Annotated in this window: 23 protein-coding genes and 1 pseudogene; 18 read left to right on the top strand and 6 right to left on the bottom strand. The window is 71.8% G+C overall.

Translation table 11 applies throughout. The features are described 5' to 3' along the window. Nucleotides 1–82 precede the first annotated feature (82 nt). Nucleotides 83–1216, bottom strand: a complete 1134-nt coding sequence (locus ACN267_RS19450) for a coenzyme F420-0:L-glutamate ligase (protein WP_421489312.1) — start codon at nucleotides 1214–1216, stop codon at nucleotides 83–85. Then, nucleotides 1213–2160, bottom strand: a complete 948-nt coding sequence (gene cofD, locus ACN267_RS19445; RefSeq protein WP_204956522.1) for a 2-phospho-L-lactate transferase — start codon at nucleotides 2158–2160, stop codon at nucleotides 1213–1215. Before cofD ends, ACN267_RS19450 begins: the two co-directional genes overlap by 4 nt. A 98-nt stretch (nucleotides 2161–2258) precedes the next feature. Between cofD and ACN267_RS19440 the strand changes: the two genes are divergently transcribed. From ACN267_RS19440 to ACN267_RS19415, 6 genes are all read left to right on the top strand, one after another. After that, the gene (locus tag ACN267_RS19440; RefSeq protein ID WP_421489311.1) at nucleotides 2259–3182 is read left to right on the top strand and encodes a hypothetical protein; all 924 of its coding nucleotides are present in this window, start codon (nucleotides 2259–2261) and stop codon (nucleotides 3180–3182) included. A gap of 133 nt (nucleotides 3183–3315) precedes the next feature. Beyond that, the gene (locus ACN267_RS19435) at nucleotides 3316–5838 is read left to right on the top strand and encodes a bifunctional FO biosynthesis protein CofGH (protein ID WP_281900407.1); all 2523 of its coding nucleotides are present in this window, start codon (nucleotides 3316–3318) and stop codon (nucleotides 5836–5838) included. Nucleotides 5839–5964: 126 nt separating this feature from the next. Then, nucleotides 5965–6243 carry a hypothetical protein gene (locus tag ACN267_RS19430; protein WP_088642933.1) on the top strand — a complete coding sequence of 93 codons (279 nt, stop codon included), beginning with the start codon at nucleotides 5965–5967 and terminating at the stop codon, nucleotides 6241–6243. A gap of 198 nt (nucleotides 6244–6441) precedes the next feature. Then, nucleotides 6442–7839 carry a DUF4331 domain-containing protein gene (locus ACN267_RS19425; RefSeq protein WP_204956526.1) on the top strand — a complete coding sequence of 466 codons (1398 nt, stop codon included), beginning with the start codon at nucleotides 6442–6444 and terminating at the stop codon, nucleotides 7837–7839. 76 nt (nucleotides 7840–7915) lie between these two features. Further along, the gene (locus tag ACN267_RS19420; protein WP_204957260.1) at nucleotides 7916–8209 is read left to right on the top strand and encodes a phospholipase; all 294 of its coding nucleotides are present in this window, start codon (nucleotides 7916–7918) and stop codon (nucleotides 8207–8209) included. A gap of 475 nt (nucleotides 8210–8684) precedes the next feature. After that, on the top strand, nucleotides 8685–8942 hold the full coding sequence (locus tag ACN267_RS19415) for a WhiB family transcriptional regulator (RefSeq protein ID WP_007455784.1): 258 nt from the start codon (nucleotides 8685–8687) through the stop codon (nucleotides 8940–8942). Nucleotides 8943–9186: 244 nt separating this feature from the next. On the opposite strand, the gene ACN267_RS19410 is transcribed toward ACN267_RS19415, so the two are convergent. Then, complete coding sequence (locus ACN267_RS19410; protein ID WP_088642935.1) at nucleotides 9187–9636, bottom strand: metallopeptidase family protein; 450 nt, start codon at nucleotides 9634–9636, stop codon at nucleotides 9187–9189. Nucleotides 9637–9790: 154 nt separating this feature from the next. Between ACN267_RS19410 and ACN267_RS19405 the strand changes: the two genes are divergently transcribed. Continuing rightward, nucleotides 9791–10171, top strand: coding sequence for a DUF3499 domain-containing protein (locus ACN267_RS19405; protein ID WP_194822950.1), 381 nt, complete (start codon nucleotides 9791–9793; stop codon nucleotides 10169–10171). 173 nt (nucleotides 10172–10344) lie between these two features. Here ACN267_RS19405 and ACN267_RS19400 read toward each other — a convergent pair whose 3' ends face one another. Beyond that, entirely contained in the window at nucleotides 10345–11721 is a 1377-nt protein-coding gene (locus ACN267_RS19400) for an NAD(P)/FAD-dependent oxidoreductase (RefSeq protein WP_421489310.1), read from the bottom strand. Between the two features lie 29 nt (nucleotides 11722–11750). After that, complete coding sequence (locus ACN267_RS19395) at nucleotides 11751–13100, bottom strand: aspartate aminotransferase family protein (protein ID WP_204956528.1); 1350 nt, start codon at nucleotides 13098–13100, stop codon at nucleotides 11751–11753. Nucleotides 13101–13678: 578 nt separating this feature from the next. Between ACN267_RS19395 and ACN267_RS19390 the strand changes: the two genes are divergently transcribed. From ACN267_RS19390 to ACN267_RS19380, 3 genes are read left to right on the top strand one after another with little or no spacing between them, the layout of a single operon-like run. After that, nucleotides 13679–14335 (top strand): Scr1 family TA system antitoxin-like transcriptional regulator, encoded by a 657-nt coding sequence (locus tag ACN267_RS19390; RefSeq protein WP_421490454.1) that lies wholly within the window; start codon nucleotides 13679–13681, stop codon nucleotides 14333–14335. Then, a complete protein-coding gene (locus tag ACN267_RS19385) occupies nucleotides 14247–14447 on the top strand; it encodes a Scr1 family TA system antitoxin-like transcriptional regulator (RefSeq protein WP_421490453.1) in 201 nt (66 codons plus the stop codon). The genes ACN267_RS19390 and ACN267_RS19385 overlap by 89 nt, the downstream gene beginning before the upstream one ends. Further along, complete coding sequence (locus tag ACN267_RS19380; protein WP_421489309.1) at nucleotides 14438–14617, top strand: DUF397 domain-containing protein; 180 nt, start codon at nucleotides 14438–14440, stop codon at nucleotides 14615–14617. The genes ACN267_RS19385 and ACN267_RS19380 overlap by 10 nt, the downstream gene beginning before the upstream one ends. Nucleotides 14618–14647: 30 nt before the next feature. Here ACN267_RS19380 and ACN267_RS19375 read toward each other — a convergent pair whose 3' ends face one another. After that, nucleotides 14648–15160: an Lrp/AsnC family transcriptional regulator gene (locus tag ACN267_RS19375; protein WP_204956531.1), complete on the bottom strand. Its 513-nt coding sequence runs from the start codon at nucleotides 15158–15160 to the stop codon at nucleotides 14648–14650. 209 nt (nucleotides 15161–15369) lie between these two features. Here ACN267_RS19375 and ACN267_RS19370 point away from each other — a divergent pair, with 209 nt between their 5' ends. The 8 genes and pseudogenes from ACN267_RS19370 to ACN267_RS19335 all read left to right on the top strand — a co-directional run bounded on the left by ACN267_RS19370 (nucleotide 15370) and on the right by ACN267_RS19335 (nucleotide 22285). After that, a complete protein-coding gene (locus tag ACN267_RS19370) occupies nucleotides 15370–16554 on the top strand; it encodes a polyamine ABC transporter substrate-binding protein (protein WP_421489308.1) in 1185 nt (394 codons plus the stop codon). 5 nt (nucleotides 16555–16559) lie between these two features. Beyond that, nucleotides 16560–17711: an ABC transporter ATP-binding protein gene (locus tag ACN267_RS19365; RefSeq protein ID WP_421490452.1), complete on the top strand. Its 1152-nt coding sequence runs from the start codon at nucleotides 16560–16562 to the stop codon at nucleotides 17709–17711. 5 nt (nucleotides 17712–17716) lie between these two features. Beyond that, nucleotides 17717–18619 (top strand): ABC transporter permease, encoded by a 903-nt coding sequence (locus tag ACN267_RS19360; protein ID WP_204957263.1) that lies wholly within the window; start codon nucleotides 17717–17719, stop codon nucleotides 18617–18619. Nucleotides 18620–18674: 55 nt separating this feature from the next. Beyond that, nucleotides 18675–19562 carry an ABC transporter permease gene (locus tag ACN267_RS19355; protein ID WP_421489307.1) on the top strand — a complete coding sequence of 296 codons (888 nt, stop codon included), beginning with the start codon at nucleotides 18675–18677 and terminating at the stop codon, nucleotides 19560–19562. Continuing rightward, nucleotides 19559–19762, top strand: a complete 204-nt coding sequence (locus ACN267_RS19350; protein ID WP_204957354.1) for a hypothetical protein — start codon at nucleotides 19559–19561, stop codon at nucleotides 19760–19762. The genes ACN267_RS19355 and ACN267_RS19350 overlap by 4 nt, the downstream gene beginning before the upstream one ends. Continuing rightward, the gene (locus tag ACN267_RS19345) at nucleotides 19762–20964 is read left to right on the top strand and encodes a saccharopine dehydrogenase family protein (RefSeq protein WP_421489306.1); all 1203 of its coding nucleotides are present in this window, start codon (nucleotides 19762–19764) and stop codon (nucleotides 20962–20964) included. The genes ACN267_RS19350 and ACN267_RS19345 overlap by 1 nt, the downstream gene beginning before the upstream one ends. Before the next feature lie 172 nt (nucleotides 20965–21136). Continuing rightward, a pseudogene (locus tag ACN267_RS19340) lies at nucleotides 21137–21367 on the top strand (type IV toxin-antitoxin system AbiEi family antitoxin domain-containing protein); the annotation flags it as partial. 309 nt (nucleotides 21368–21676) lie between these two features. Then, nucleotides 21677–22285 (top strand): endonuclease domain-containing protein, encoded by a 609-nt coding sequence (locus ACN267_RS19335; protein WP_421490451.1) that lies wholly within the window; start codon nucleotides 21677–21679, stop codon nucleotides 22283–22285. Nucleotides 22286–22297: the final 12 nt, after the last annotated feature.

The following is a 22297-nucleotide window of genomic DNA, read 5'->3' as shown; positions in this document are numbered from 1 at the left end:
CCGTGCGGGGGATACCGCAACGTCGACGACCGCGTGTCGATCGCCCCCGGCCCGGCCGGCGACGACGGCGGGAGCCGGCCGGTCAGAGGGCCAGGCAGGCGCTGGCGATGCTGCCCGTCGGCGGGGGCAGCAGGGTGGACGGGACCCCCTCGGCGGCCAGCGCGATCCGCAGCCGGTGCAGGTCGGCGCCGAAGCGCACCAGGTCGGGCTGGTCGACCGGGGTGGGTGCCGCGCCGAGCACCAGTCCGGTGGCCCCGGCCGGCCATCCGTCGACGCTCGCGGCGAGGCCGGAACGTACCTCGTCGTCGGTGACGTGGGTGAACGTGGTGCCGGGGGCGACCACCTCGGCCACCGCGGCGATCGCCCGGTCGACGGCCGCCGGGTCGGCCGGTGCCTCGCCGCGACCGTCGGCCAGCGTCGCGGCGGCGTGCAACCCGGCCGCCGTCGCCTCGGCGGTGCCGAGGGAGAACAGGTCCAGCGCACTCTCCCGCACCAGGGCGGCAGCCCCGACCCCGTCGTCGACCAGTCGGACCGCCGGCCGGTCGTCCCGACCGCCGCCGTCGGCCGGCGACGACGACGGCAGGTAGCCACGGACCACCGCCACCGGCACCTGGTCGCACTTGCCCTTGATCAACTCGCCCGCGCCGGCCAGTTCGTCGACCACCGCCATCTGGGTCAGTTGCAGCTCGTTGCCGTACGGGTCGACCTCACCCCGGTGGTCCCGGATCGCGGGCATCCCGGCGACCCCGAGCGCCACGTCGGTCAGCCCGTTGCGCCACGGCCGTCCCATCGTGTCGCTGATGATCACCGCTACGTCGATCCGGTAGCGGTCCCGCAGGGCGGCGCGCAGCGCCCGCGCCGAGGCGTCCGGGTCGACCGGGAGGAGCACCAGCCGGGTCTTGTCGACGTTCGACGCGTCGATCCCGGCGGAGGCCATCACGAAACCGTGGTGGGTCTGCACGATCCGGGTCGCCCCCCGGGTCGCCACCACCCGGGCGGTCTCGGCGGCCAGCACCTCGTCCCGGGCGGCGAGCCGTTCCGGCCCGTCGGCCGGCACGTCCACCAGCCGCCCCTCGGCCTTCGACACGATCTTGCTGGTGACCACCAGCACGTCACCGTCGCGCAGCCACGGCGCGGCGGTGCCGATCAGCACCGCCAGATCGTCACCCTCGGTCACGTCGCCGATGCCGGGCACCGGCAGGATCTCCAGTCTCACACCAGCTCCATCGCGGCCCGGACCATCGCCGTGGTCGCCGCCTCGTCGGTCATCCGCAGCGGGACCGCGCGGACGGTCACCCCGGGCACCGCCACCCCGTCGTCCTCCGGCGCGACCAGCCAGCCGTCGAGCAGGCCACCCTCGCTGCGCCCACCGTAGAGCCGGCCCACCCCTGCCGCGCTGCACTCGACGTCGAGCACCTCCAGGCAGCGGTCGGCCATCCCGCGTACCGGTGCGCCGCCGATGATCGGGGACACCCCGACGACCGGGGCGGGGCCGCTGGCGACCGCGTCGCGCAGCCCGGGGACCGCCAGCACCGGCGCGATGCTCACCACCGGGTTGCTCGGCGCGACCAGCACCACGTCGGCGGCGGCCAGCGCCTCGGTCACCCCGGGGGCCGGCTTGGCGCTGTCCGCGCCGACGAAGACGAACCGGTCGGTGGGCACGCCCGCCCGGTACCGGACCCACCACTCCTGGAAGTGGATGGCCCGCCGCTCGCCGTCCAGGTCGACCACCGCGTGCGTCTCCAGCCGGTCGTCGGTGGCCGGCAGCAGCCGTACGCCGGGCTGCCAGCGCGCGGTCAGCGCCTCGGTGACCTGCGACAGCGGATAACCTGCATTGATCATGGTGGTGCGCACCAGATGGGTGGCGACGTCCTTGTCACCGAGGGAGAACCAGCCCGGCTCGGCCCCGTACGCCGCCAGCTCCTGCTTGATCGTCCAGCTCTCGCCGACCCGCCCCCACCCGCGTTCCGGGTCGGCGCCCCCGCCGAGGGTGTAGAGGACGCTGTCCAGGTCGGGGCAGACCTTGAGGCCGTGCAGGTAGAGGTCGTCGCCGACGTTGACCACGGCGGTCACCTCGGCGCCCACCTCGCGGGCGTACGCCCGGACGCCGAGCAGGAATCGGGCACCCCCGATCCCGCCGGTCAGAACCACGATGCGCATGCCGTCCATCCTCCCGTACGGGACGTGTCCCGCCGTCGGGCGGCCCGGGAGACTAGGCTCACGTCGGCCTCTGTCCGTTTCGCCCCGAGGGAGAGTTCGTGACCAGCCCCGCCGAGCCCGCGTCGCACGACGCGTCGCGGGCCCGCCAGATCACCGCACCCCAGCGCGAACTCGCCGCGCTCGTCCTGCTCGGCGCGAACGCCGTGCTGCTCTTCGTCGGGTTCGTCCGGCTGCTCGTACCGACATCGGACTACAGCACCTTCTCGGGGCGGGCGGGCAGCGAGTTCTTCGCCTTCGTCGGCGTCGAGTCGACGGTGCTGCCGCTGCTGGCCGTGCTGCTGGTCACCCACCTCGCGCCGGTGTCCGGCCGGGCCCGGCAGTTCACCCAGGTCGCCATCGGCGAGTACGCCTTCGCCGCCCTGTTCGGCGTGTTGACCTTCCTGATCTGGCTGGTCGGCCGGCTGGCCGAGGCGGAGGTGCTGGACGCCCTGCTCGGCATGCTGACCCGGGCCGCCTGGTTCGCGCTGTTCGGGGTGGCCGCCTTCGTGGTCTACCGGATCTGGCGCACCCTCTACCACGTGCCGAAGCCGAAGCCGCAGCCCGGCGTCTACGGGCAGCCCCAGCCCGGCTGGGGACAGCCGCAGGGCGGTTACCCGGCCGCCGGCTACCCGGGTCAGCCCGGCACCGGGCAGTACGGCCACCCCGGCTTCGCCCCGCCCCCGCAGTCGGCTCCGCCGTTCGGCACCCCCCAGTCGGCCCCGCCGTTCGGTGCGCCCCAGTCGGCCCCGCCGGCCGGTGCCGCGCCGCAGTCGGCTCCGCCGTTCGGCACGCCGCAGTCCGCCCCGCCGTTCGGTGCCCCGCAGTCCGGCCAGCCGGTGGCCCCGCCGTTCGGGCAGCCCCCGTCGGCCGACCCGACCCAGGCGATCCCGCGGCAGCCGGGCGAGCCGACCACCGGTCCGGCGGACACCGACGGCGACCGTACCCGGACCTTCCGCCCCGACGACCCGAACGCCCCGCACTGAGCCGTCCCGGCCGGGTCTGCCGGTGCGCTGCGGCGCGCGGTGCCGACCCGGCCGGTGTACCACCCGACGGGGAGATGTCACACCCGGCTCGCGTGCCTGCCGGATAACCGCCGCGAGCGCCTAGGCTGGTCGGATGGTTGACCGCACCGATTCCGGCCCGACCCCGGCGGCTGTGCGTCGGGCGCTGCGCCGGGCCGCCACCGGGCGGGCGCTCGACGTCGACGAGGCCACCGCGCTGCTGACCGCCCGGGGTCCTGAGCTGGACGAGCTGCTCCGGATCGCCGGGGAGGTCCGGGACGCCGGGTTGCGCGACGCCGGCCGGCCGGGCGTGGTGACGTACTCGAAGAAGGTCTTCATTCCGTTGACCCGGCTGTGCCGGGACCGGTGCCACTACTGCACGTTCGCCACGGTGCCGCACCGGCTGCCGGCGGCCTTCCTGGAGACCGACGAGGTGCTGGAGATCGCCCGGCAGGGCGCGGCGCTGGGCTGCAAGGAGGCCCTGTTCACCCTCGGTGACCGGCCGGAGGAACGTTGGCCGGCGGCCCGCGCCTGGCTGGACGAGCGGGGCTACGACTCCACCCTGGACTACCTGCGCGCCTGCGCGGTCGCGGTGCTGGAGGAGACCGGCCTGCTGCCGCACCTCAATCCGGGGGTGCTCTCCTGGTCGGAGCTGCAACGGCTCAAGCCGGTCGCGCCGAGCATGGGGATGATGCTGGAGACCACCGCCACCCGGCTCTGGTCCGAGCCGGGCGGCCCGCACTTCGGCTCCCCGGACAAGGAGCCGGCGGTCCGGCTGCGGGTGCTCGACGACGCCGGCCGGGTGGGGGTGCCGTTCACCACCGGCATCCTGATCGGCATCGGCGAGACCCCGGCCGAACGGGTCGACGCGATCTTCGCGATCCGCCGGTCGCACCGGGAGTACGGCCACCTCCAGGAGGTGATCGTGCAGAACTTCCGCGCCAAGCCGGACACGGCGATGGGCGGCCTGCCCGACGCCGAGCTGCACGACCTGGCGGCCACCGTGGCGGTGGCCCGGCTGCTGCTCGGCCCCAAGGCCCGGATCCAGGCCCCGCCCAACCTGATCGAGGACGAGTACGACCTGCTGCTGCGGGCCGGCATCGACGACTGGGGCGGGGTCTCCCCGCTCACCCCGGACCACGTCAACCCGGAGCGGCCCTGGCCGCAGCTCGACGAGTTGGCCCGGCAGACCGAGAAGTCCGGCTTCACCCTGCGTGAGCGGCTGACCATCTACCCCGAGTACGTGCGGGCCGGCGACCCGTGGCTGGACCCCCGGCTGTCGCCGCACGTCGGCGCGCTGGCCGACCCGGCGACCGGGCTGGCCGTCGAGGCGGCCCGGCCGGTGGGCCGTCCCTGGCAGGAGCCGGAGGAGGTCTTCGGCGGCGGCCGGACCGACCTGCACGCGACCATCGACTCCACCGGCCGCACCGACGACAGGCGGGGCGACTTCGACAGCGTCTACGGCGACTGGGCGGAGGTCGCCGGCAAGGTGAGCCCCGCCGCGTCGGGCGGACCGGTGCCGGTCGGCGACGGCGACCTGCGGGCGGGGCTGCGGCTGGCGGCCGACGACCCGGCGGCGCTGCTGGAGCCCCGGCACGCCGACGCGGCGCTGGCCCTGTTCGGCGCGGACGGCCCGGCCCTGGACGCGCTGTGCCGGCTCGCCGACGACGTGCGGCGGGACACCGTCGGCGACGACGTCACCTACGTGGTCAACCGCAACATCAACTTCAGCAACGTCTGCTACGTGGGCTGCCGGTTCTGCGCGTTCGCCCAGCGGGAACGGGACGCCGACGCGTTCCGGCTGTCGGTGGAGCAGGTGGCCGACCGGGCCGAGGAAGCGTGGGCGGCCGGCGCCGGCGAGGTCTGCCTCCAGGGCGGCATCGACCCGAAGCTGCCGGTGACCGGCTACGCCGACATCGTCCGGGCGATCAAGGCCCGGGTGCCCGGCATGCACGTGCACGCGTTCTCCCCGATGGAGATCGTCACCGCCGCCGCCAAGGCCGGTGTGCCGGTGCGGGACTGGCTGTCGATGCTGCGCGAGGCCGGCCTGGACACCATCCCCGGCACCGCCGCCGAGATCCTCGACGACGACGTGCGCTGGGTGCTCACCAAGGGCAAACTGCCGGCCGCCGCCTGGGTCGAGGTGGTCTCCACCGCCCACGAGCTGGGCATCCGCTCCAGCTCCACGATGATGTACGGCCACGTCGACCACCCCGGGCAGTGGTTGGCCCACTTCCGGGTCCTCGCCGGGGTGCAGGACCGTACCGGCGGGTTCACCGAGTTCGTGGCCCTGCCGTTCGTGCACACCAATGCGCCGATCTACCTGGCCGGCATCGCCCGGCCCGGCCCGACCTGGCGGGAGAACCGGGTGGTGCACGCGATGTCCCGGCTGCTGCTGCACGGGCGGATCGACAACATCCAGTGCTCCTGGGTGAAGCTCGGCGACGAGGGCACCGTGGCGATGTTGCGGGGCGGCTGCAACGACCTGGGCGGCACCCTGATGGAGGAGACCATCTCCCGGATGGCCGGTTCGGGCAACGGGTCGGCGCGTACCGAGGAGCAGTTGCGGGCGATCGCCGCCGCCGCCGGACGCCCGGCGCGCAAACGGACGACCGCCTACGGTCATCCGTCGCGATGACATCGAACCTTTCGCGCGTGCGGGCCGTACCAGTGTTCGCCGGCGGCGGTTGAGGCGAGGGCCGCCGCCGGCGACCTCGCGCTCCACACCGCGCGCGCTCACGCGCCGCCGGAGGAAAGGTTCCCCATGACGAGCGAAGTGCGGAAGCGTTCCTGGCCGCGACTGACCCGCCGGCAGACACTGACCGCCGCGGCGAGCGCCACCCTGGGTGCGGCGGCGCTGACGGTCACCGGTGTGTCGGTGGCGCAGAACTCCCCGGCGGCGGCCGGCGCGGACGGCCCGATCGTGGTCCACCTGCGGGACGCCAGGTCCGGGACGATGGACGTCTTCGTCGGTTCGTCCCGGATCGAGGTACGCGACCGGGGGCTGGCCGACCGGCTGCGCCGCGCCGCCGGGCGCGGCTGACCTGTCCGTCGGGCCGGACTGACCTGTCCGTCGTCCGGGCGGGCCGCCCGGAGAACCGTCAGCGGGCGGTCTGACCCGTCCGCCCCTGCCGTGCGGCGCTGACCTGCCGCGTTCCTTCCCCTTCACCGCCAGGCGCAGGCTCCCGCGCCCGGTTCGTCATGCCCTGATTCCTCATGATCCCGCAAAGGTTGGTCCGCCATGTCGTCCCACCGCGAAGCACCGGAAATAAGCAAGGACCCGGTCGCCGACAGTTCCGACCTCTACGCCTTCGTCAGCCCCGACCGGCCCGACTCGGTGACGTTGATCGCCAACTACGTGCCGTTGCAGCTCCCCTCGGGCGGCCCGAACTTCTTCGAGTTCGGCGACGACGTGCGGTACGAGATCCATATCGACAACGACGGTGACGGCCATCCCGACGTGACCTACCGGTTCGAATTCCGTACCGAGATCACGAACCAGAACAGTTTTCTCTACAACACCGGCCCGATCGACTCGCTGGACAGCAAGAACTGGAACCGGCGGCAGTTCTACAAGCTGACCCGGGTGACCGACGGCAAGGAGCACGTGCTCGCGCACAAGCTGCCCTGCCCGCCGTGCAACGTCGGGCCGCTGTCCATCCCCAAGTACAACGACCTGGTCCGGCAGGCGACGTTCAAGCTGTCGACGGGGGAGAAGGTGTTCGCCGGGCAGCGCGCGGACGGCTTCTTCGTCGACCTGGGCGCGATCTTCGACCTGGGTACGCTGCGCCCGTTCCAGCAGTTGCACGTGGCCGGCAAGAAGCTGTTCAAGACCGAGGGCGAGCCGGTCAACGCGGTGGACCGGATGAACGTGCACAGCATCGCGGTGCAGGTGCCGCTGAGCAAGGTGCGCCGCCGGGCCAACCGGTACGGCGTGGACGACCGGGCCTCGACGATCGGGGTGTGGACGACCGCCTCCCGGCAGCAGGTGCGGGTGCTCGGCGACCGGGTCGCGGCGGACGCGGCGGTCGGCCCGTGGACCCAGGTGTCCCGGCTGGGCAACCCGCTGTTCAACGAGGTCATTGTGCCGATGTCCAAGAAGGACCTGTGGAACACCCTGCCGCCGACCGAGGACAAACGGTTCGCCCGGTTCGTCGAGCAGCCGGAGCTGGCGGCGCTGCTGCCGGTGCTCTACCCGGGGGTGTTCCCCAACCTGGACGCGTTGAACAAGTCCAAGAAGCCCCGGGCCGACCTGCTCGCCATCCTGCTGACCGGCATCCCGTCCGGGCTGATCGACGGCTTCACCAACCTCACCGGTGACGTGCAGGCCGACATGCTGCGGTTGAACACGGCGATCAAGCCGAGCAGCAAGCCGAACCAGTTCGGTCTGCTCGGTGGGGACCTGGCCGGGTTCCCCAACGGCCGCCGGGTCGTCGACGACGTGGTGAGCATCGCGCTGCGGGCGGTGGCCGGGGTGACCGTGCCGCTGGTGGACAAGAAGTTCAAGCCGGACGCGGCGGCCGGCGCGGTGACCCCCGGGTTGAGCGCCGCCGACGTGACCGCGCCGTTCCTGCGGGACTTCCCCTTCCTCGGTACGCCGTACGACGGGTTCAACAACCCGCCCGCGGCGAACTCCTGACCGGACGGAGCGCGGCGTGAACGGACACCACCACCACCATCATCACCAGTACGGGCCGACGGAGAGCGGCACGGTGATGCTCGACGTCGGCGGGGAGATGGGTGCCCTGATCATCTACACCGGACGTGACCTGCACGGTCGGGAGATCGAGATCAGCCGGGTCGACCAGGACGGTACGGTGCGGACGCACTCGGCCGTCCGGGAGCGGATCGTCCGGGACGGGGTGTTCCACAGTGCCGTCTACCCGGATCTGACCGCGGGTCTCTATACCGTCTGGTGGGACGAGGAGACACCCGCCGGAACGATCTCCGTGAACGGTGGGGCGATCGCCGAATTCGTCTGGCCGAGCAGCCCAACCCGGTCGGCCTGAGCGCCGCGACAGCCTTACCGACCCGAGCGCCCCGTCCACATCGTGGACGGGGCGCTGTCGGCATTTCCGGCCGGACGGGCGGTCCGGGGCCATCCGCGTTAACCTGTCCCCCACCATGCTCATGATCTTGGCGAGACGGTCGGACGGGGCGTCCGTCGGCGTTCCCGGGTGTCGTCCGTCGGCGGCGACGCCACGGCAGAAATCTGGGGCAACTCGCCGGAGAGGGCGTTACTCGCCCGGGGTCTGAATCGATAGGGCAGGTTGCGAGGGCCGGGTGGTCCGGGTGACCGTCCGGTGGCGTGTCGGGAGGGCGACTCCATTATCAAGTTCGGCTTGACGGCGCACGCATTACACGCGTGTAATTTCGATGGGGTTGTTCGCGCGGAACGCACAAATAGGACCGGACGGACAAGCACGCCTTTCGCGTGGGGGGTTGCAGCGGCGGTGACGTCGGTGCGCGACAAGGAGGCATCTGATGGACGGCCAGCTTGAGGTGGCCGACCTGCTCGGAAACGCACCGGAGTGGCAGGAGCGGGCACTGTGCTCGCAGACCGACCCGGAAGCGTTCTTCCCCGAGAAGGGCGGCTCGACCCGCGAGGCGAAGCGGATCTGTTCGCGGTGCGAGGTCAAGACGGAATGCCTCGAATACGCTCTCGGGCACGACGAGCGGTTCGGGATCTGGGGTGGGCTCTCCGAGCGGGAGCGGCGCAAGCTCAAGCGGCGGGCCGCCTGAGTCGACGGGTCGAGCCGGGGCGGTGGGGGCCGCCCGGCTCACGCCCGACGGGGGTCGCGGGGGTGACCGACGTCGGGCCGGTGGTCGGCCACCGGGGAGTGGCCGGCCGCATCCATGGGAGTGGCCGGCCACGTCCACGGACGGGAGACAAGCCGGTGAGCAGGGCATCTGCCCCCACCGCACCGGTCGGCCGGTGCGATGGGGGGCGGGGTCGGTGCGGCCGGGTCGGTCCGGGTCGCCGCCGTCAGGCCAGTTCGTCCGGGTCGACCCCGAGCAGGTTCGCCACCTGCTCGATGATCACGTCGTGGACGAGGTCGGCCAGGTCCTCGCGGTCCATCGCGCGGAACTCCAGCGGCCGGCGGTAGAGCACGATCCGGGGTGGCACCTCCTGCCGACCGGGTCGGCCGGGCAGCAGCCGGGCCAGCGGAACCTCGCCGTCCTCCAGCACGTCGGAGTCGTAGACGTTGAGGTCCGGGGGGACGTCCTCGACGGCGAACTCGACGCCTGCCAACTCCGTGGCGAACCGGCGCTCCAGCGTCTCCACCGTGTCCAGCACCAGGTCGTCGAAGATCTCGGCCTTGGTCCGGGCCAGCGGCACGGTCGCCGGCACCAGCCGCCCGCGCAGGCCACGTCCGTGGCGGTCGCGGTGGTTGCGCCGGCCGGAGCCGGGGCGGCGGTGTTCCGGGCTCGTCATGAGCAAAAGGGTAGCCCTCGGCCCGCCCCGGCCGGTGGTGGCGCGCGTCGACGGGCGCGGCGGGAGCACCAGGTGCGAATTGTGATCACGGTGACGGGCGTGTCGCAAAGCGAACCGGTGCGCCGGACCCGGTAATGGGGATACCCTGCCGCACGTGAGGTCACCACGGCGCTGCTCCCGTAACGGCTGCCCCCGGCAAGCGGTCGCCACATTGACCTATGTCTACAACGAGTCGACGGCGGTGGTGGGCCCGCTGGCGGCATTCGCCGAGCCGCACACGTACGACCTGTGTGAGCAGCACGCGCGGAGCCTGACCGCCCCCCGGGGTTGGGACGTCGTCCGGCACGAGGGCGAGTTCGAGCCGCCGCCGCCCACCACCGACGACCTGGTCGCCCTGGCCGAAGCCGTCCGTGAGGCGGCCCGCCCGGTCGCCCCCCGCCCGCCCCAGGACGACCACGACCCCCACCACCCCAACCCCCAGACGCCTCCCACCGGCCGCCGAGGCCACCTCCGCGTAATCCCCCCCAACCACTGACCGCTCCCGCCTCGCCGCCTCCCCGCCAGGATCTCCCCGGTGATCAAGAGGTTTGCGTCATGGTCGATCTTCAGACTGACGCAAACCTCTTGATCACCGGGGCGTCGGCGGGGCGTCGGCGGGGCGTCGGCGGCGGGTGAGCGGGCGGGTGGGTGGGGAAAGGTGCGGGGGGGTCAGTGGCCCAGGAGGGGGGAGAGGGCGGTGGCGCGGCGGGCGGGGCGGCCGGTGCGGCGTTCGACCTCGTCGGCCGAGGACATCACCCGCAGACCGGCGTTGATCGCCAGCCAGCGCAGTGGTTCCGGCTCCCAGCGGGGGGAACGGTGGCCCACCCACGGCAGCGCCGTCAACTCCGACTCCACGCCCCGGACCAGGTCGGCGAGGGTACGACCGGCCAGGTTGCTCGTCCCCACCCCGTCGCCGACGTAGCCGCCGGCCCAGGCCAACCCGGTCGACCGGTCCAGCCCGACCGAGGCGGACCAGTCCCGGGCCACCCCGAGCGGGCCGCCCCAGGCGTCGTCGACCGGCACGTCCGGCCCGAGCACCGGGAAGAGTTCACCCAGCGTCCGGCGCAGCGCGGCGAAGACCCGGGGCTCCCGGTCGTAGCCGGGGGAGACCCGGGAGCCGAAATGGTACGGGGCACCCCGCCCGCCGAAGGCGAGCCGCCCGTCGGCCGTGCGCTGGCCGTACACGATCAGGTGCCGGTAGTCGGAGAAGGTCTCCCGGCCGGTGAGCCCGATCCGCTCCCACGTGCGCCCGGGTAGCGGCGCGGTCACCACCATCAGCGAGTACACCGGGGCGACGGTACGGCGGTGGCCGGGCAGTGCCGGGGTGTACGCCTCGGTGGCCCGCACCACCACCTCCGCCCGTACCGTGCCGTGCGGGGTGACCACCGCGCCGGGCCGGATCGCGGTCACCGGGGAGCGCTCGTGCAGCCGCACCCCGAGCCGGCACACCGCGCGGGCCAGCCCCCGGACCAGCTTCGCCGGGTGCACGGCCGCGCAGTGCGGGGTGTACGTGCCGCCGCGTACCCCCTCGGCGGCGCACCTGGCGGCGGCCCCGGCGGCGTCGAGCAGCACCAGGTCGTCGGGGTCGAGGCCGTGCTCCCGGGCCTCGGCGACGGCGGCACGGGCCCGACCGAGCTGCACGTCGGTGCGGGCCAGCAGCACCGTGCCGCCGTGCCGCCAGTCGCAGTCGATCCCCTCGGCGGCGACCACCCGACCGACCTCGGCGACGGTGTCCCGCATGGCCCGATGCATCGCCAGCGCCGCCGCCGTGCCGTGCCGACGGGCCAACGCCGGCAGCGCGGTGGGGAACAGCGCCGAGCACCAGCCGCCGTTACGCCCAGACGCGCCGTACCCGGCGATCTCCGCCTCCAGCACGACGATCCGCAGCGTCGGATCGGCACGGGCGAGGTAGTACGCCGTCCACAGTCCGGTGTAGCCGGCGCCGACGACCACCACGTCGGCGTCGGTGTCGGCGGGCAACGCCGGCCGTGGGGTCAACGGTTCGTCCACCGTGGACATCCAGTGGGACAGCTTCTGGTAGCGCATGTGCGGCTCCGGGGGAGAGCGCCGGTGGTCTACAGGCGGGCCCACGCCTCGGTGAGGACGGCGCGCAGGATCTGTTCCATCTCGTCGAACTGCTCCTGCCCGACGATCAGCGGCGGGGCGAGCTGGACCACCGGGTCACCCCGGTCGTCGGCCCGGCAGTAGAGCCCGGCGGAGAACAGCGCCGAGGACAGGAACCCGCGCAGCAGCCGCTCCGACTCGGCCTCGTCGAAGGTGGCCTTCGTCGTCTTGTCCTTGACCAACTCGATGCCGTAGAAGTAGCCGTCGCCCCGGACGTCGCCGACGATCGGCAGGTCGGTGAGCTTCTCCAGGGTGGCCCGGAAGGCGCCCTCGTTGGCCCGGACGTGGCCGATCAGGTCCTCCCGGGCGAACACCTCCAGGTTGGCCAGGGCCACCGCGCAGGACACCGGATGCCCTCCGAAGGTCACCCCGTGGGCGAACATGCCGGTCTCGGTGAGGAACGGCTCCATCAGCCGGTCGCTGGCGATCATCGCGCCGAGCGGGGCGTAGCCGGAGGTGATGCCCTTGGCGGTGGTGATGATGTCGGGCTGGTAGCCGTACCGGACGGCACCGAAGTACTCGCCGAGCCGGCCCCACGAGCAGATCACCTCGTCGGAGACGAGCAGCACGTCGTACGCGTCGCAGATCTCGCGTACCCGCTGGAAGTAGCCGGGCGGCGGCGGGAAGCAGCCGCCGGAGTTCTGCAACGGCTCCAGGAACACCGCCGCCACGGTGTCCGGCCCCTCCCGTTCGATGGCCCGGCGGATCTCGTCGGCGGCCCAGACGCCGAACGCCTCGGGCGAGTCGCCGTGCTCGGGCGCCCGGTAGAAGTTGGTGTTCGGCACCTTGATCCCGCCGGGCACCAACGGCTCGAAGTCGCTCTTGATGCCGGGCAGGCCGGTGATCGACAGCGCACCCATCGAGGTGCCGTGGTAGGCGAGGTACCGGCTGACCACCTTGTGCTTGGTGGGCCGGCCGGTGCGCTTGAAGTAGGCGCGGGCCAGCTTCCACGCCGACTCGACGGCCTCCGATCCGCCGGTGGTGAAGAAGACCCGGTTGAGGTCGCCGGGCGTCAGCGAGGCGATCTTCTCGGCCAGTTCGACGGCCTTCGGGTGGGCGTACGACCACAGTGGGAAGTACGCCAGCTCGCCGGCCTGCTTCGCGGCGGCCTCGGCCAGCTCGGTGCGCCCGTGTCCGGCGTTGACGACGAACAGCCCGGCGAGCCCGTCCAGGTAGCGACGGCCCTGCGCGTCCCAGACGTACGCGCCGTCGCCGCGCACGATGGTCGGCACCTCCCCGGCGGCGTAGCTGGCCATCCGGGTGAAGTGCATCCAGAGGTGGTCGGTGGCGTCGGCAGCCATTGTCAGCCCCATCGGGTCTTGGGCCGGTCAGGAGGGGAAACCGGCCGCTCTGCCCTCGGTTATCCCACAGCCCGACCGCGAAATGCAAGCCCACTTCGCCTTCGAGGCGACGGATTCAGCGTGACTCCGGGTAGTTGGCGACGGAATCCGCAGACCCTCTGCGACGGTGTGCCCCACTCGACCTCTGCCGGCTCCATGATCGACTCAACATCGGCCAAGTTGCGGTATCCGGGTCACGGGACACCGCAACCTCGGCCCACAGGAGTGGATCAAGCGATCCTGCGGGCCGGGCATGGGGCGTCCGGGTGCGGGGTGCCGCTACTCCGGCCCGCGGGGGTGGATGAAGCGAGCCTGCGGGGTGGACGGTGGCGTCCGGGCGTGGGGCAGCGCTACTCCGGCATCCCGGAGTGATTGAGGTGGGAGGGGTGGACCGGGGTGGGGCATTTCCGGTGCACTTCCGGTGCACCTCGGGGGCTTTCGGAGAGGTCCCGGGCCAACACGCCGGTGGCGGGCGGACATCGACACGCACTGTCGCCAGGGTGCGCCGGAGCGTGTCGATCGGGCGGGAGGAACTGCCGGTGAACGAGGTGCTTCGGGTGGCGATGGCGGAACGCGGGGAGACGGTGGAATCCCTCGCGCACCGGGTCGGGGTCGATCCGAAGACGGCCGGCCGGTGGCTCAGCGCCGGGCGGGTGCCGCATCCCCGAACCCGGGTCGCGGTGGCCGGGATTCTCGGTCGGGAACCCGCCGAACTCTGGCCCGAGCCCTACCGCCGCCGCGACCTGCCCTGGTTCCGCCCGTGGGTAGAACTGGAGCAGGACGCCGTCTCGATTCGCTCGTACCAGTCATTGCTCGTGCCGGGCCTGCTCCAGACCGAGGAGTACGCCCGAGCGGTGTTGGGGACCGGCTGCCTGCTCCCGCCCGACGAGGTTGCGCAACTGGTGAGCGGACGGTTAAAGCGACAGGTTCTGCTCGATCGTGACCCGCCGGCTCAGGTGGTGTTCATGATCGACGAGCTGGTGCTTCATCGAATGGTGGGCAGCCGCGTGATCATGGCCCGACAAGTGGCCCATCTGGTGGCCGTCGCCGGGGCGGGAGCACGTGCAGCTACGAGTGATCCCGCTCGACGGACCCTGGCACACCGGTCTGGCCGGGCCGTTCATGCTGGCGCGGCTGCCCGACGGAGCCGAGGTGGCCTATCTGGACAATCAGCTCCGTGGCGAGGTGGTGACTGAGAGTGCCGAAATTGCTAGCCTGGGCAGGAGATGGGAGAGCGTGGCCGGCGAGGCGCTGCCCGCTCGCCGATCGATTGAGCTGACCCGGGAAGCGGTGCAGAGATGGACCTGATCGAGCCCCGCTGGCGCACGGCCACTCGGAGCAGCAGTAACGGCGGCGACTGTGTCGAGGTGGCGGACAATCTGCCGGGTCGGGTGCTGGTGCGGGACAGCAAGGACCGGGCCGGCGGCACGTTGACCTTCACCCCCGACGCCTGGCGTGCCTTCGTCGCCTCCCGCTGAGTCCGGGGGAGTGGACCATGGTGGGCGGGCTCAGGCCGTACCCCAGGTGTAGGTCTGTTTGCGGAGCTTGAGGTAGACGAACGCCTCGGTGGCGAGCACCCCGGGCACCGACCGCAGCCGTTGCAGGATCTCCAGCAGGTGGGCGTCGTTGCGGCAGACCACCTCGGCGAGCAGGTCGAACGAGCCGGCGGTGATCACCACGTAGTCGATCTCGTCGAACTCGGCCAGCCGGTCGGCGACGGCCTCCAGGTCGCCGTCGGTACGCAGGCCGATCATGGCCTGGCGGGGGAAGCCGAGCTGGAGCGGGTCGGTCACCGCGACGATCTGCATCACCCCGGCGTCGAGTAGCCGTTGCACCCGCTGGCGGACCGCCGCCTCGGAGAGCCCGACCGCCTTGCCGATCGTCGCGTACGGCCGGCGGCCGTCCTCCTGCAACTGTTCGATGATCTGTTTCGCCACGTCGTCCAACAGCGCGTGGCTGGCACCCTCACGCACCGCGACGCGTCGCCCGCCGGTGCCGTGCTCCTGCTGCCGGATCGTCATCGTTCGCTCCCCATGTCCGTTTCCCCCGGCCGAGCTTAGTCCCACCCGCACAGGCTGGCGTAATTCGTCGTCACAGCCTATTCCAGCAACGGAATCCCTTGTGGGGGCGGTGACCTCATGCCAGGATCATTCGTCTCAGGCACCCGACCTTCCCGCCGGCGCCGCACCCCCGTCCCCGCCGCCGTCGGACGACCCTTAGGAGTCGTCACATGCGTACTCCCCTCCGGCCCCTCACCCGGCGTGGACTGCTCACCGGCACCCTCGGATCGGCCGCCCTGCTCGCCACGGGCGGCAGCCTCACCGGCTGCGGCACCAAGGCGGCCACCCAGACCGAGGCGGGCTGCACGAGCGACGACCTGTCCGCCACGGAGAAGACCCTCGCCTTCTCCAACTGGCCGCAGTACATGGACGTGGACGACAAGGACGCCGCCAAGCGGCCCAGCCTCGACGCGTTCGTCGCCGCCAGCGGCATCAAGGTGACCTACACCGAGGACATCAACGACAACAACGAGTTCTTCGGCAAGGTGCAGAACCAGTTGGCCGGCTGTCAGAGCACCGGGCGGGACATCATCGTCCTGACCGACTGGATGGCCGCCCGGATGATCCGGCTCGGCTGGATCCAGAAACTCGACCCGGCCAAGCTGCCGAACGTGGCGGCCAACCTGCTGCCGTCGCTGCGTGGACGCTCCTTCGACCAGGAGAACCGGGTGGCCATCCCGTGGCAGTCCGGCCTCGCCGGGTTGGCCTACAACGGCAGCGTCACCGGGGAGATCCGCACCGTCGACGAACTGCTCACCCGCTCCGACCTCAAGGGCAAGGTGACCGCCCTGTCGGAGATGCGCGACACCATGGGCCTGCTGCTCCAGTCCAACGGGCACGACCCGTCGAACTTCACCGCCGCCCAGTTCGACGACGCCCTCGCCAAGCTGCGTAAGGCCGTCGAGTCGAAGCACATCCGCCGGTTCACCGGCAACGACTACGCCCCCGACCTGGCCAAGGGCGACATCGCCGCGTGTGTCGGCTGGTCCGGTGACGTGATCCAGTTGGCCGGCGACAACCCCAAGATCAAGTTCGTCGCGCCGGACTCGGGGGTGATGCTGTTCAGCGACAACATGCTGGTGCCCAACAAGGCCACCCACCGGGGCAACGCCGAAGCGCTGATCGACTACTACTACCAGCCGGCGGTGGCGGCGAAGCTCGCCGCCTACGTCAACTACATCTGCCCGGTCAAGGGCGCCCAGGCCGAGATGGAGAAGATCGACCCGGAGTTGGCCGCCAACCCGCTGATCTTCCCGGACGACGCCCTGCTGGCGAAGTCCAAGGTCTTCATGGCGCTGGACGAGAAACAGGAAAAGGAATACGAGTCGAAGTTCCAGCAGGTCATCGGGGCGTGAGCGGGATGGCGAACGAGGCACCCACCGGTGACCTGCGGCTGGTCCAGCTGACCAAACGGTTCGGCATCTTCACCGCCGTCGACGAGCTCAACCTGACCGTCCCGCAGGGGTCCTTCTTCGCGCTGCTCGGGGCGTCCGGCTGCGGCAAGACGACCACCCTGCGGATGATCGCCGGGCTGGAGGAGCCCACCGCCGGCCAGGTGCTGCTGGGCGACCGGGACATCGCCCGGCTGCGGCCGTACAAGCGGCCGGTCAACACGGTCTTCCAGAGCTACGCGCTCTTCCCGCACCTGGACATCGCCGAGAACGTCGCCTTCGGGCTGCGGCGGCGGGGCATCCGCAGGGTCGGCGACCAGGTCCGCCGGATGCTGTCGCTGGTCCAGCTCGACGGCTACGAACGGCGTCGCCCGGCCCAACTCTCCGGCGGCCAGCAACAACGCGTCGCGCTGGCCCGCGCCCTGATCAACCACCCACAGGTGCTGCTGCTCGACGAGCCGCTCGGCGCGCTCGACCTGAAGCTGCGCCGGCAGATGCAGATCGAGCTCAAACGCATCCAGACCGAGGTCGGCATCACCTTCGTGCACGTCACCCACGACCAGGAGGAGGCCATGACGATGGCCGACACGGTCGCGGTGATGAACGCGGGCCGGATCGAGCAGCTCGGCGCACCGGCCGAACTCTACGAGTACCCGGCGACCGCGTTCGTGGCGAACTTCCTCGGCCAGTCCAACCTGCTCGCCGCCGAGGCCGCCGGCCCGGCCGGGTCCGAGGTGCCGGTCACCGCACACGGCACGCGCTTCTCGGTGCCCGTCGACCGCGCCCGCGTCGACCGGGGCGCGGTCTACCTGGGGGTACGCCCCGAGAAGCTGCACCTGGCCGAGGCCGCCGACGAGGTCCCCGCCGGCCACCAGCACGTACCGGGGGTGATCACCGACGCGTCGTACGTGGGGGTGAGCACGCAGTACCTGGTGCGCACCGGGTGGGGCAGTGAACTGTCCGCGTTCGCGGCGAACAGCGGCGTCGGCCGGCAACACCCGGTCGGCGCGTCGGTGGTGGCGCACTGGGACCCCCGGCACGCCTTCCTGCTGCCCCGCGAGCCGGGCCAGGACGACCGCACCACCCCGCTGCTCGACGAGCCGGTCAAGGTGCCGTCGTGACCGCCCTGGCGCAGCTCGGCGGCGGGGTGCCCGCCTCGGGGGCGGCACCACCGGCCCGGCCGGGCCGGCACCGGCTGCTGCCGTACCTGCTGCTGTTGCCGGGGGCGGCCTGGCTGGTGCTGTTCTTCGTCGTACCGCTGGTGCAACTCGCCGCCGCCAGCCTCTACGACCCGACCGGCTCGCTGTCCACCGGGTACGTGCTGACCTGGGCGTTCGGCAACTATCCGGAGGCGTTGCAGGCGTACGCGCCGCAGTTCGCCAGGTCGTTCGGCTACGCCGGGGCGGCGCTGGTGCTGGCCCTGCTGCTGGGCTACCCGCTGGCGTACGCGATCGCGCAGAAGGCCGGCCGGTGGAAGAACCTGCTGCTGGTCTGCGTGGTCGCCCCGATGTTCACCAGTTTCCTGGTGCGTACCCTGGCCTGGAAGACCATCCTGTCGGACAACGGGGCGCTGGTCGGGCTGCTGCGCGACGTACACCTGCTCGGCCCGGACGGGCGGCTGCTCGCCACCCCGGTCGCGGTGGTGCTCGGGCTGACGTACAACTTCCTGCCGTTCCTGGTCCTCCCGTTGTACGCGAGCCTGGAGCGGCTCGACCACCGGCTGCTGGAGGCGGCCGGTGACCTGTACGCGGGCCCGCTGCACGCCTTCCGCACGGTCACCCTGCCGCTGTCGATGCCCGGCCTGATCGCCGGCACGCTGCTGTTCTTCATCCCGGCCACCGGCGACTACATCAACGCCGAACTGCTCGGCACCCCCAACGAGTACATGATCGGCAACGTCATCGACTCGGCGTTCCTGGTCCGGCTGGACTACCCGCAGGGCGCCGCCCTGTCGTTCCTGCTGATGGCGGCGATCCTCGCGGTCGTCTTCGTCTACCTGCGCAAGGCCGGCACGGAGGAAGTCCTGTGAGCGCGAGGAGTGCAGCGCAGCGGAGCCCCGCAGTCGCGAACGGAGGTGGGTTCCGGTGAGGGTGTCGCGGTGGTTGGCCGACCGGTGGGTGATGATCGTCGCCCTGCTGGTGCTCGGCTACCTCTTCCTGCCGATCGCCGTGGTCGCCGGCCTCTCCCTCAACCGCCCGTCCAGCCGGCTGTCGTACGACTTCAACGAGTTCACCCTGGACAACTGGCGGCAGCCCTGCGCCACCCCCGAGATGTGCGACGCGGTGGTGCGCAGCGTACAGATCGGGTTCCTCGCCACCGTCGGGTCCACGGTGATCGGCACGCTGATGGCGTTCGCCCTGGTCCGGCACCGCTTCCGGGGGCGCGGCGGAATCAACCTGCTGATCTTCCTGCCGATGGCGACGCCGGAGCTGGTGCTGGGTACCTCGCTGCTCGCCCTGTTCGTCTCCGCCGGGGTGCCGCAGGGCTTCTGGACCGTCGTCATCGCGCACGTGATGTTCTGCGTGTCGTTCGTGGTGGTGACGGTCAAGGCTCGGCTCGCCGGGATGGACCGGCGGCTGGAGGAGGCCGCGATGGACCTCTACGCCAGCGAGTGGCAGACGTTCCGGCGGATCACCCTGCCCCTGGTGCTGCCCGGCATCGTCGCCGCCGCCCTGCTCGCCTTCTCGCTCAGCTTCGACGACTTCATCGTGACGAACTTCAACGCCGGCACCACCGTCACCTTCCCCATGTACGTCTGGGGTGCCGCCCAACGGGGCATCCCCCCACAGGTCAACGTGATCGGGACGGCGATGTTCGGCATCGCCCTGCTGCTCGTCGGGCTGAGTACGCTGCGCGGTCGGCGGGCCCGACGCGCCGCGCTCCCGGTCGCCGACCCGACCACCCGACGGGCGACAGGCCTGGCGGTCCCGGTCGCCGACGTGGCCGGCCGACGGGCGACAGGCCCGTCATGACCCTCCCGCATACCGGCCGGGCGCTCGCCGAGGCGACGTCCGGCCGGTATGCGCACCACCGCCCCGACCTGCCCCGTCCGGCCGCCGACATCCACCTCACCCGCTGGTCGCCGGACCGCGCCGACGCGTACGCGCACGACGACCGGCGTCAGCACTGGTTCCGTACGCTCGATCGTCTTGGTTTGGGGTTCGATTCCTGATGCGTATCCTGCTCGTCGGCGCCGGCGGGGTCGGCTCCGCCGCCGTCGCCATCGCCGCCCGCCGTTCCTTCTTCGACACCATGGTCGTCGCCGACTACGACCCGATCCGGGCCGAGCGGGCCGTCGCCGGACACGGCGACCGGTTCGTCGCCGCCCGGGTCGACGCCTCCTCGGCGGACGCGGTCGCCGCGCTCTGCCGGGAACACCGGATCACCCACGTACTCAACGCCGTCGACCCGCGTTTCGTCATGCCGATCTTCGACGGGGCGTTCGCCGCCGGGGCGGACTACCTGGACATGGCGATGTCGCTGTCCCACCCGCACCCGGCCCGGCCCTACACCCAGACCGGGGTGAAGCTCGGTGACGAGCAGTTCGCCGCCGCCGCCACCTGGGCGCGCGCCGGTCGGCTGGCGCTGTGCGGGATCGGCATCGAACCGGGCCTGTCCGACGTGTTCGCCAGGTACGCCGCCGACGAACTGTTCAGCGAGATCGACGAGATCGGCATCCGCGACGGCGCGAACCTCACCGTCGACGGCTACGACTTCGCCCCGTCGTTCTCCATCTGGACCACCATCGAGGAGTGCCTGAACCCGCCGGTGATCTGGGAGCGGGACCGGGGCTGGTTCACCACCGAACCGTTCAGCGAACCGGAGGTCTTCGACTTCCCGGCCGGCATCGGCCCGGTCGAGTGCGTCAACGTCGAACACGAGGAGGTGCTGCTGATCCCGCGCTGGGTCCGGGCCCGGCGGGTCACCTTCAAGTACGGCCTCGGCGACGAGTTCATCGAGGTGCTGAAGGCCCTGCACAAGGTCGGCCTCGACTCGACCACCCCGGTGTCGGTGCGCGGCGTGCAGGTCTCACCCCGCGACGTGGTCGCCGCCAGCCTGCCCGACCCGGCCACCCTGGGCGACCGGATGCGCGGCAAGACCTGCGCCGGCACGTACGTCACCGGCACCGGCGTCGACGGCCGGCCCCGGAAGGTCTACCTCTACCACGTCGTCGACAACGAGTGGTCCATGCGCGAGTACGGCCACCAGGCGGTGGTCTGGCAGACCGCGGTCAACCCGGTGGTGGCGTTGGAACTGCTCGCCACCGGCGGCTGGTCCGGAATCGGCGTGCTCGGCCCGGAGGCGCTGCCCCCGCGCCCCTTCCTCGACCTGCTCACCACCTACGGCTCCCCCTGGGCACTCGAAGAACGCTGACCCCCCAACCCCCTCCCCTCCCCGCCCCCTCCCCTCCTCCCCGCCCCCGCCCCTCCTCCCGCCCTCGTTCCCGCCCGCCCTCCTCCCGTCGATCATGGAGTTGTGGTGGGTGATTGGTTGGTTTTTGCGGATTTTGCGCGGTGCCACAACTCCATGATCGACGGGGAGGAGGGTGGGAGGGGTGGCGGGGGGAGGGGTGGCGGGAGGGGGTTGTCCACAGGGGGGTGGCGTGGGGCGGGTGGGGGTTGTCCACAGGGGGTGGTGGAGGGGTGGGGTGGTGGGCAGGGTGGTGACTGTGGCGGGGCGGCTGTTTCGGTACTCGGAGTTGTTGTCTGCGGGATGGAGTCGGGAGGGGGTTCGGCGGGCGGTCGTCAAGGGGGAACTGCGCCGGTGGTCGCGGGGTGTCTACGGGCTGGGGGAGGTCGGTGAGCCGGGGAGAGCCCGGTCGCCGGGGAGTAGTCGGCCGGCCGGGAGTAGTCGGCCGGCCGGGAGCAGCCGGCCGCTGGGGAGTGCGTGGCCGCTGGGGAGTGTGCGGCCGCTGGGGAGTGTGCGGTCGTCTTGGAGTGGCCGGCGGCCGGGGGATGTCGGTGGGGGTGCGGAGAGTGGTCGATGGCAGGCGCTCCTGCATCGGCTTCCGGAGGGCGCGGTCGTCGGCTTCCATTCGGGTGCTCAACTGCACGGATTCGGTGCCGTAGCCAGCAAGGATCTCCACGTGATCGTGCCGGCCGGTGGAAGGGTGCCGCAGATCCGGGGTGTCGTGGTCCATCAGGCGGTCCTTGCCGTACCCGAGCCGGTGCTGCTGGCCGGCCTGCCGTGCGCACCTGCGGAGCGGTGCGCGGTGGACCTGGCCCGGACGGTCACCCGGCTGGACGCACTGCCACTTCTCGACCTGTGCCTGCGGGTGGGAGCCTGTCTCCCCGGGGATCTGGCTGCCGAGCTCGCCCTGCACGCGCGGTTGCGGGGTGTCGACCAGGCGCGGCAACTGGTGCGGCTCGCCGATCCCAGGTCGGAGTGCCGGCAGGAGAGCCAACTCCGGCTCGTCCTGATCGACGGTGGGCTGCCGGCCCCGGAACCACAGGTCTGGGTGTCGGATGACGAGGGCTTCCGGCGCTACCGATTGGACCTCGGATACCGGCGGTCACGGGTCGGCATCGAGTACGACGGGCTGTCCCATCTCGACCCCGACCGTCTGCACCACGACCGTGCCCGGATGAACTGGCTGGCGGCGCACGGTTGGCGCATGCGCCACTTCACCGCCCGGGACCTCTACCAACGCCCCTCCCTCATCACCACCCAGATAGCCGACCTCCTCCGAACCTGACTAGTCGATCAT

This window comes from Micromonospora sp. WMMD734, assembly GCF_049178975.1.
GTDB classification, from domain to species: domain Bacteria; phylum Actinomycetota; class Actinomycetes; order Mycobacteriales; family Micromonosporaceae; genus Micromonospora; species Micromonospora wenchangensis.
Note: the sequence above shows the minus strand (reverse complement) of the source record. Positions and strands in the feature narration are given on the sequence as shown.

Excerpts from the sequence above, each read along its gene's own strand:
- ACN267_RS19415 (WP_007455784.1), top strand. The coding sequence starts at position 8,685 with ATGGACGGCCAGCTTGAGGTGGCCGACCTGCTCGGAAACGCACCGGAG.
- ACN267_RS19370 (WP_421489308.1), top strand. The coding sequence starts at position 15,370 with ATGCGTACTCCCCTCCGGCCCCTCACCCGGCGTGGACTGCTCACCGGC.
- ACN267_RS19425 (WP_204956526.1), top strand. The coding sequence starts at position 6,442 with ATGTCGTCCCACCGCGAAGCACCGGAAATAAGCAAGGACCCGGTCGCC.
- ACN267_RS19430 (WP_088642933.1), top strand. The coding sequence starts at position 5,965 with ATGACGAGCGAAGTGCGGAAGCGTTCCTGGCCGCGACTGACCCGCCGG.
- ACN267_RS19410 (WP_088642935.1), bottom strand. The coding sequence starts at position 9,636 with ATGACGAGCCCGGAACACCGCCGCCCCGGCTCCGGCCGGCGCAACCAC.
- cofD (WP_204956522.1), bottom strand. The coding sequence starts at position 2,160 with ATGCGCATCGTGGTTCTGACCGGCGGGATCGGGGGTGCCCGATTCCTG.
- ACN267_RS19375 (WP_204956531.1), bottom strand. The coding sequence starts at position 15,160 with ATGACGATCCGGCAGCAGGAGCACGGCACCGGCGGGCGACGCGTCGCG.
- ACN267_RS19365 (WP_421490452.1), top strand. The coding sequence starts at position 16,560 with ATGGCGAACGAGGCACCCACCGGTGACCTGCGGCTGGTCCAGCTGACC.
- ACN267_RS19435 (WP_281900407.1), top strand. The coding sequence starts at position 3,316 with ATGGTTGACCGCACCGATTCCGGCCCGACCCCGGCGGCTGTGCGTCGG.
- ACN267_RS19380 (WP_421489309.1), top strand. The coding sequence starts at position 14,438 with ATGGACCTGATCGAGCCCCGCTGGCGCACGGCCACTCGGAGCAGCAGT.
- ACN267_RS19345 (WP_421489306.1), top strand. The coding sequence starts at position 19,762 with ATGCGTATCCTGCTCGTCGGCGCCGGCGGGGTCGGCTCCGCCGCCGTC.
- ACN267_RS19400 (WP_421489310.1), bottom strand. The coding sequence starts at position 11,721 with ATGCGCTACCAGAAGCTGTCCCACTGGATGTCCACGGTGGACGAACCG.
- ACN267_RS19395 (WP_204956528.1), bottom strand. The coding sequence starts at position 13,100 with ATGGCTGCCGACGCCACCGACCACCTCTGGATGCACTTCACCCGGATG.
- ACN267_RS19420 (WP_204957260.1), top strand. The coding sequence starts at position 7,916 with ATGCTCGACGTCGGCGGGGAGATGGGTGCCCTGATCATCTACACCGGA.
- ACN267_RS19350 (WP_204957354.1), top strand. The coding sequence starts at position 19,559 with ATGACCCTCCCGCATACCGGCCGGGCGCTCGCCGAGGCGACGTCCGGC.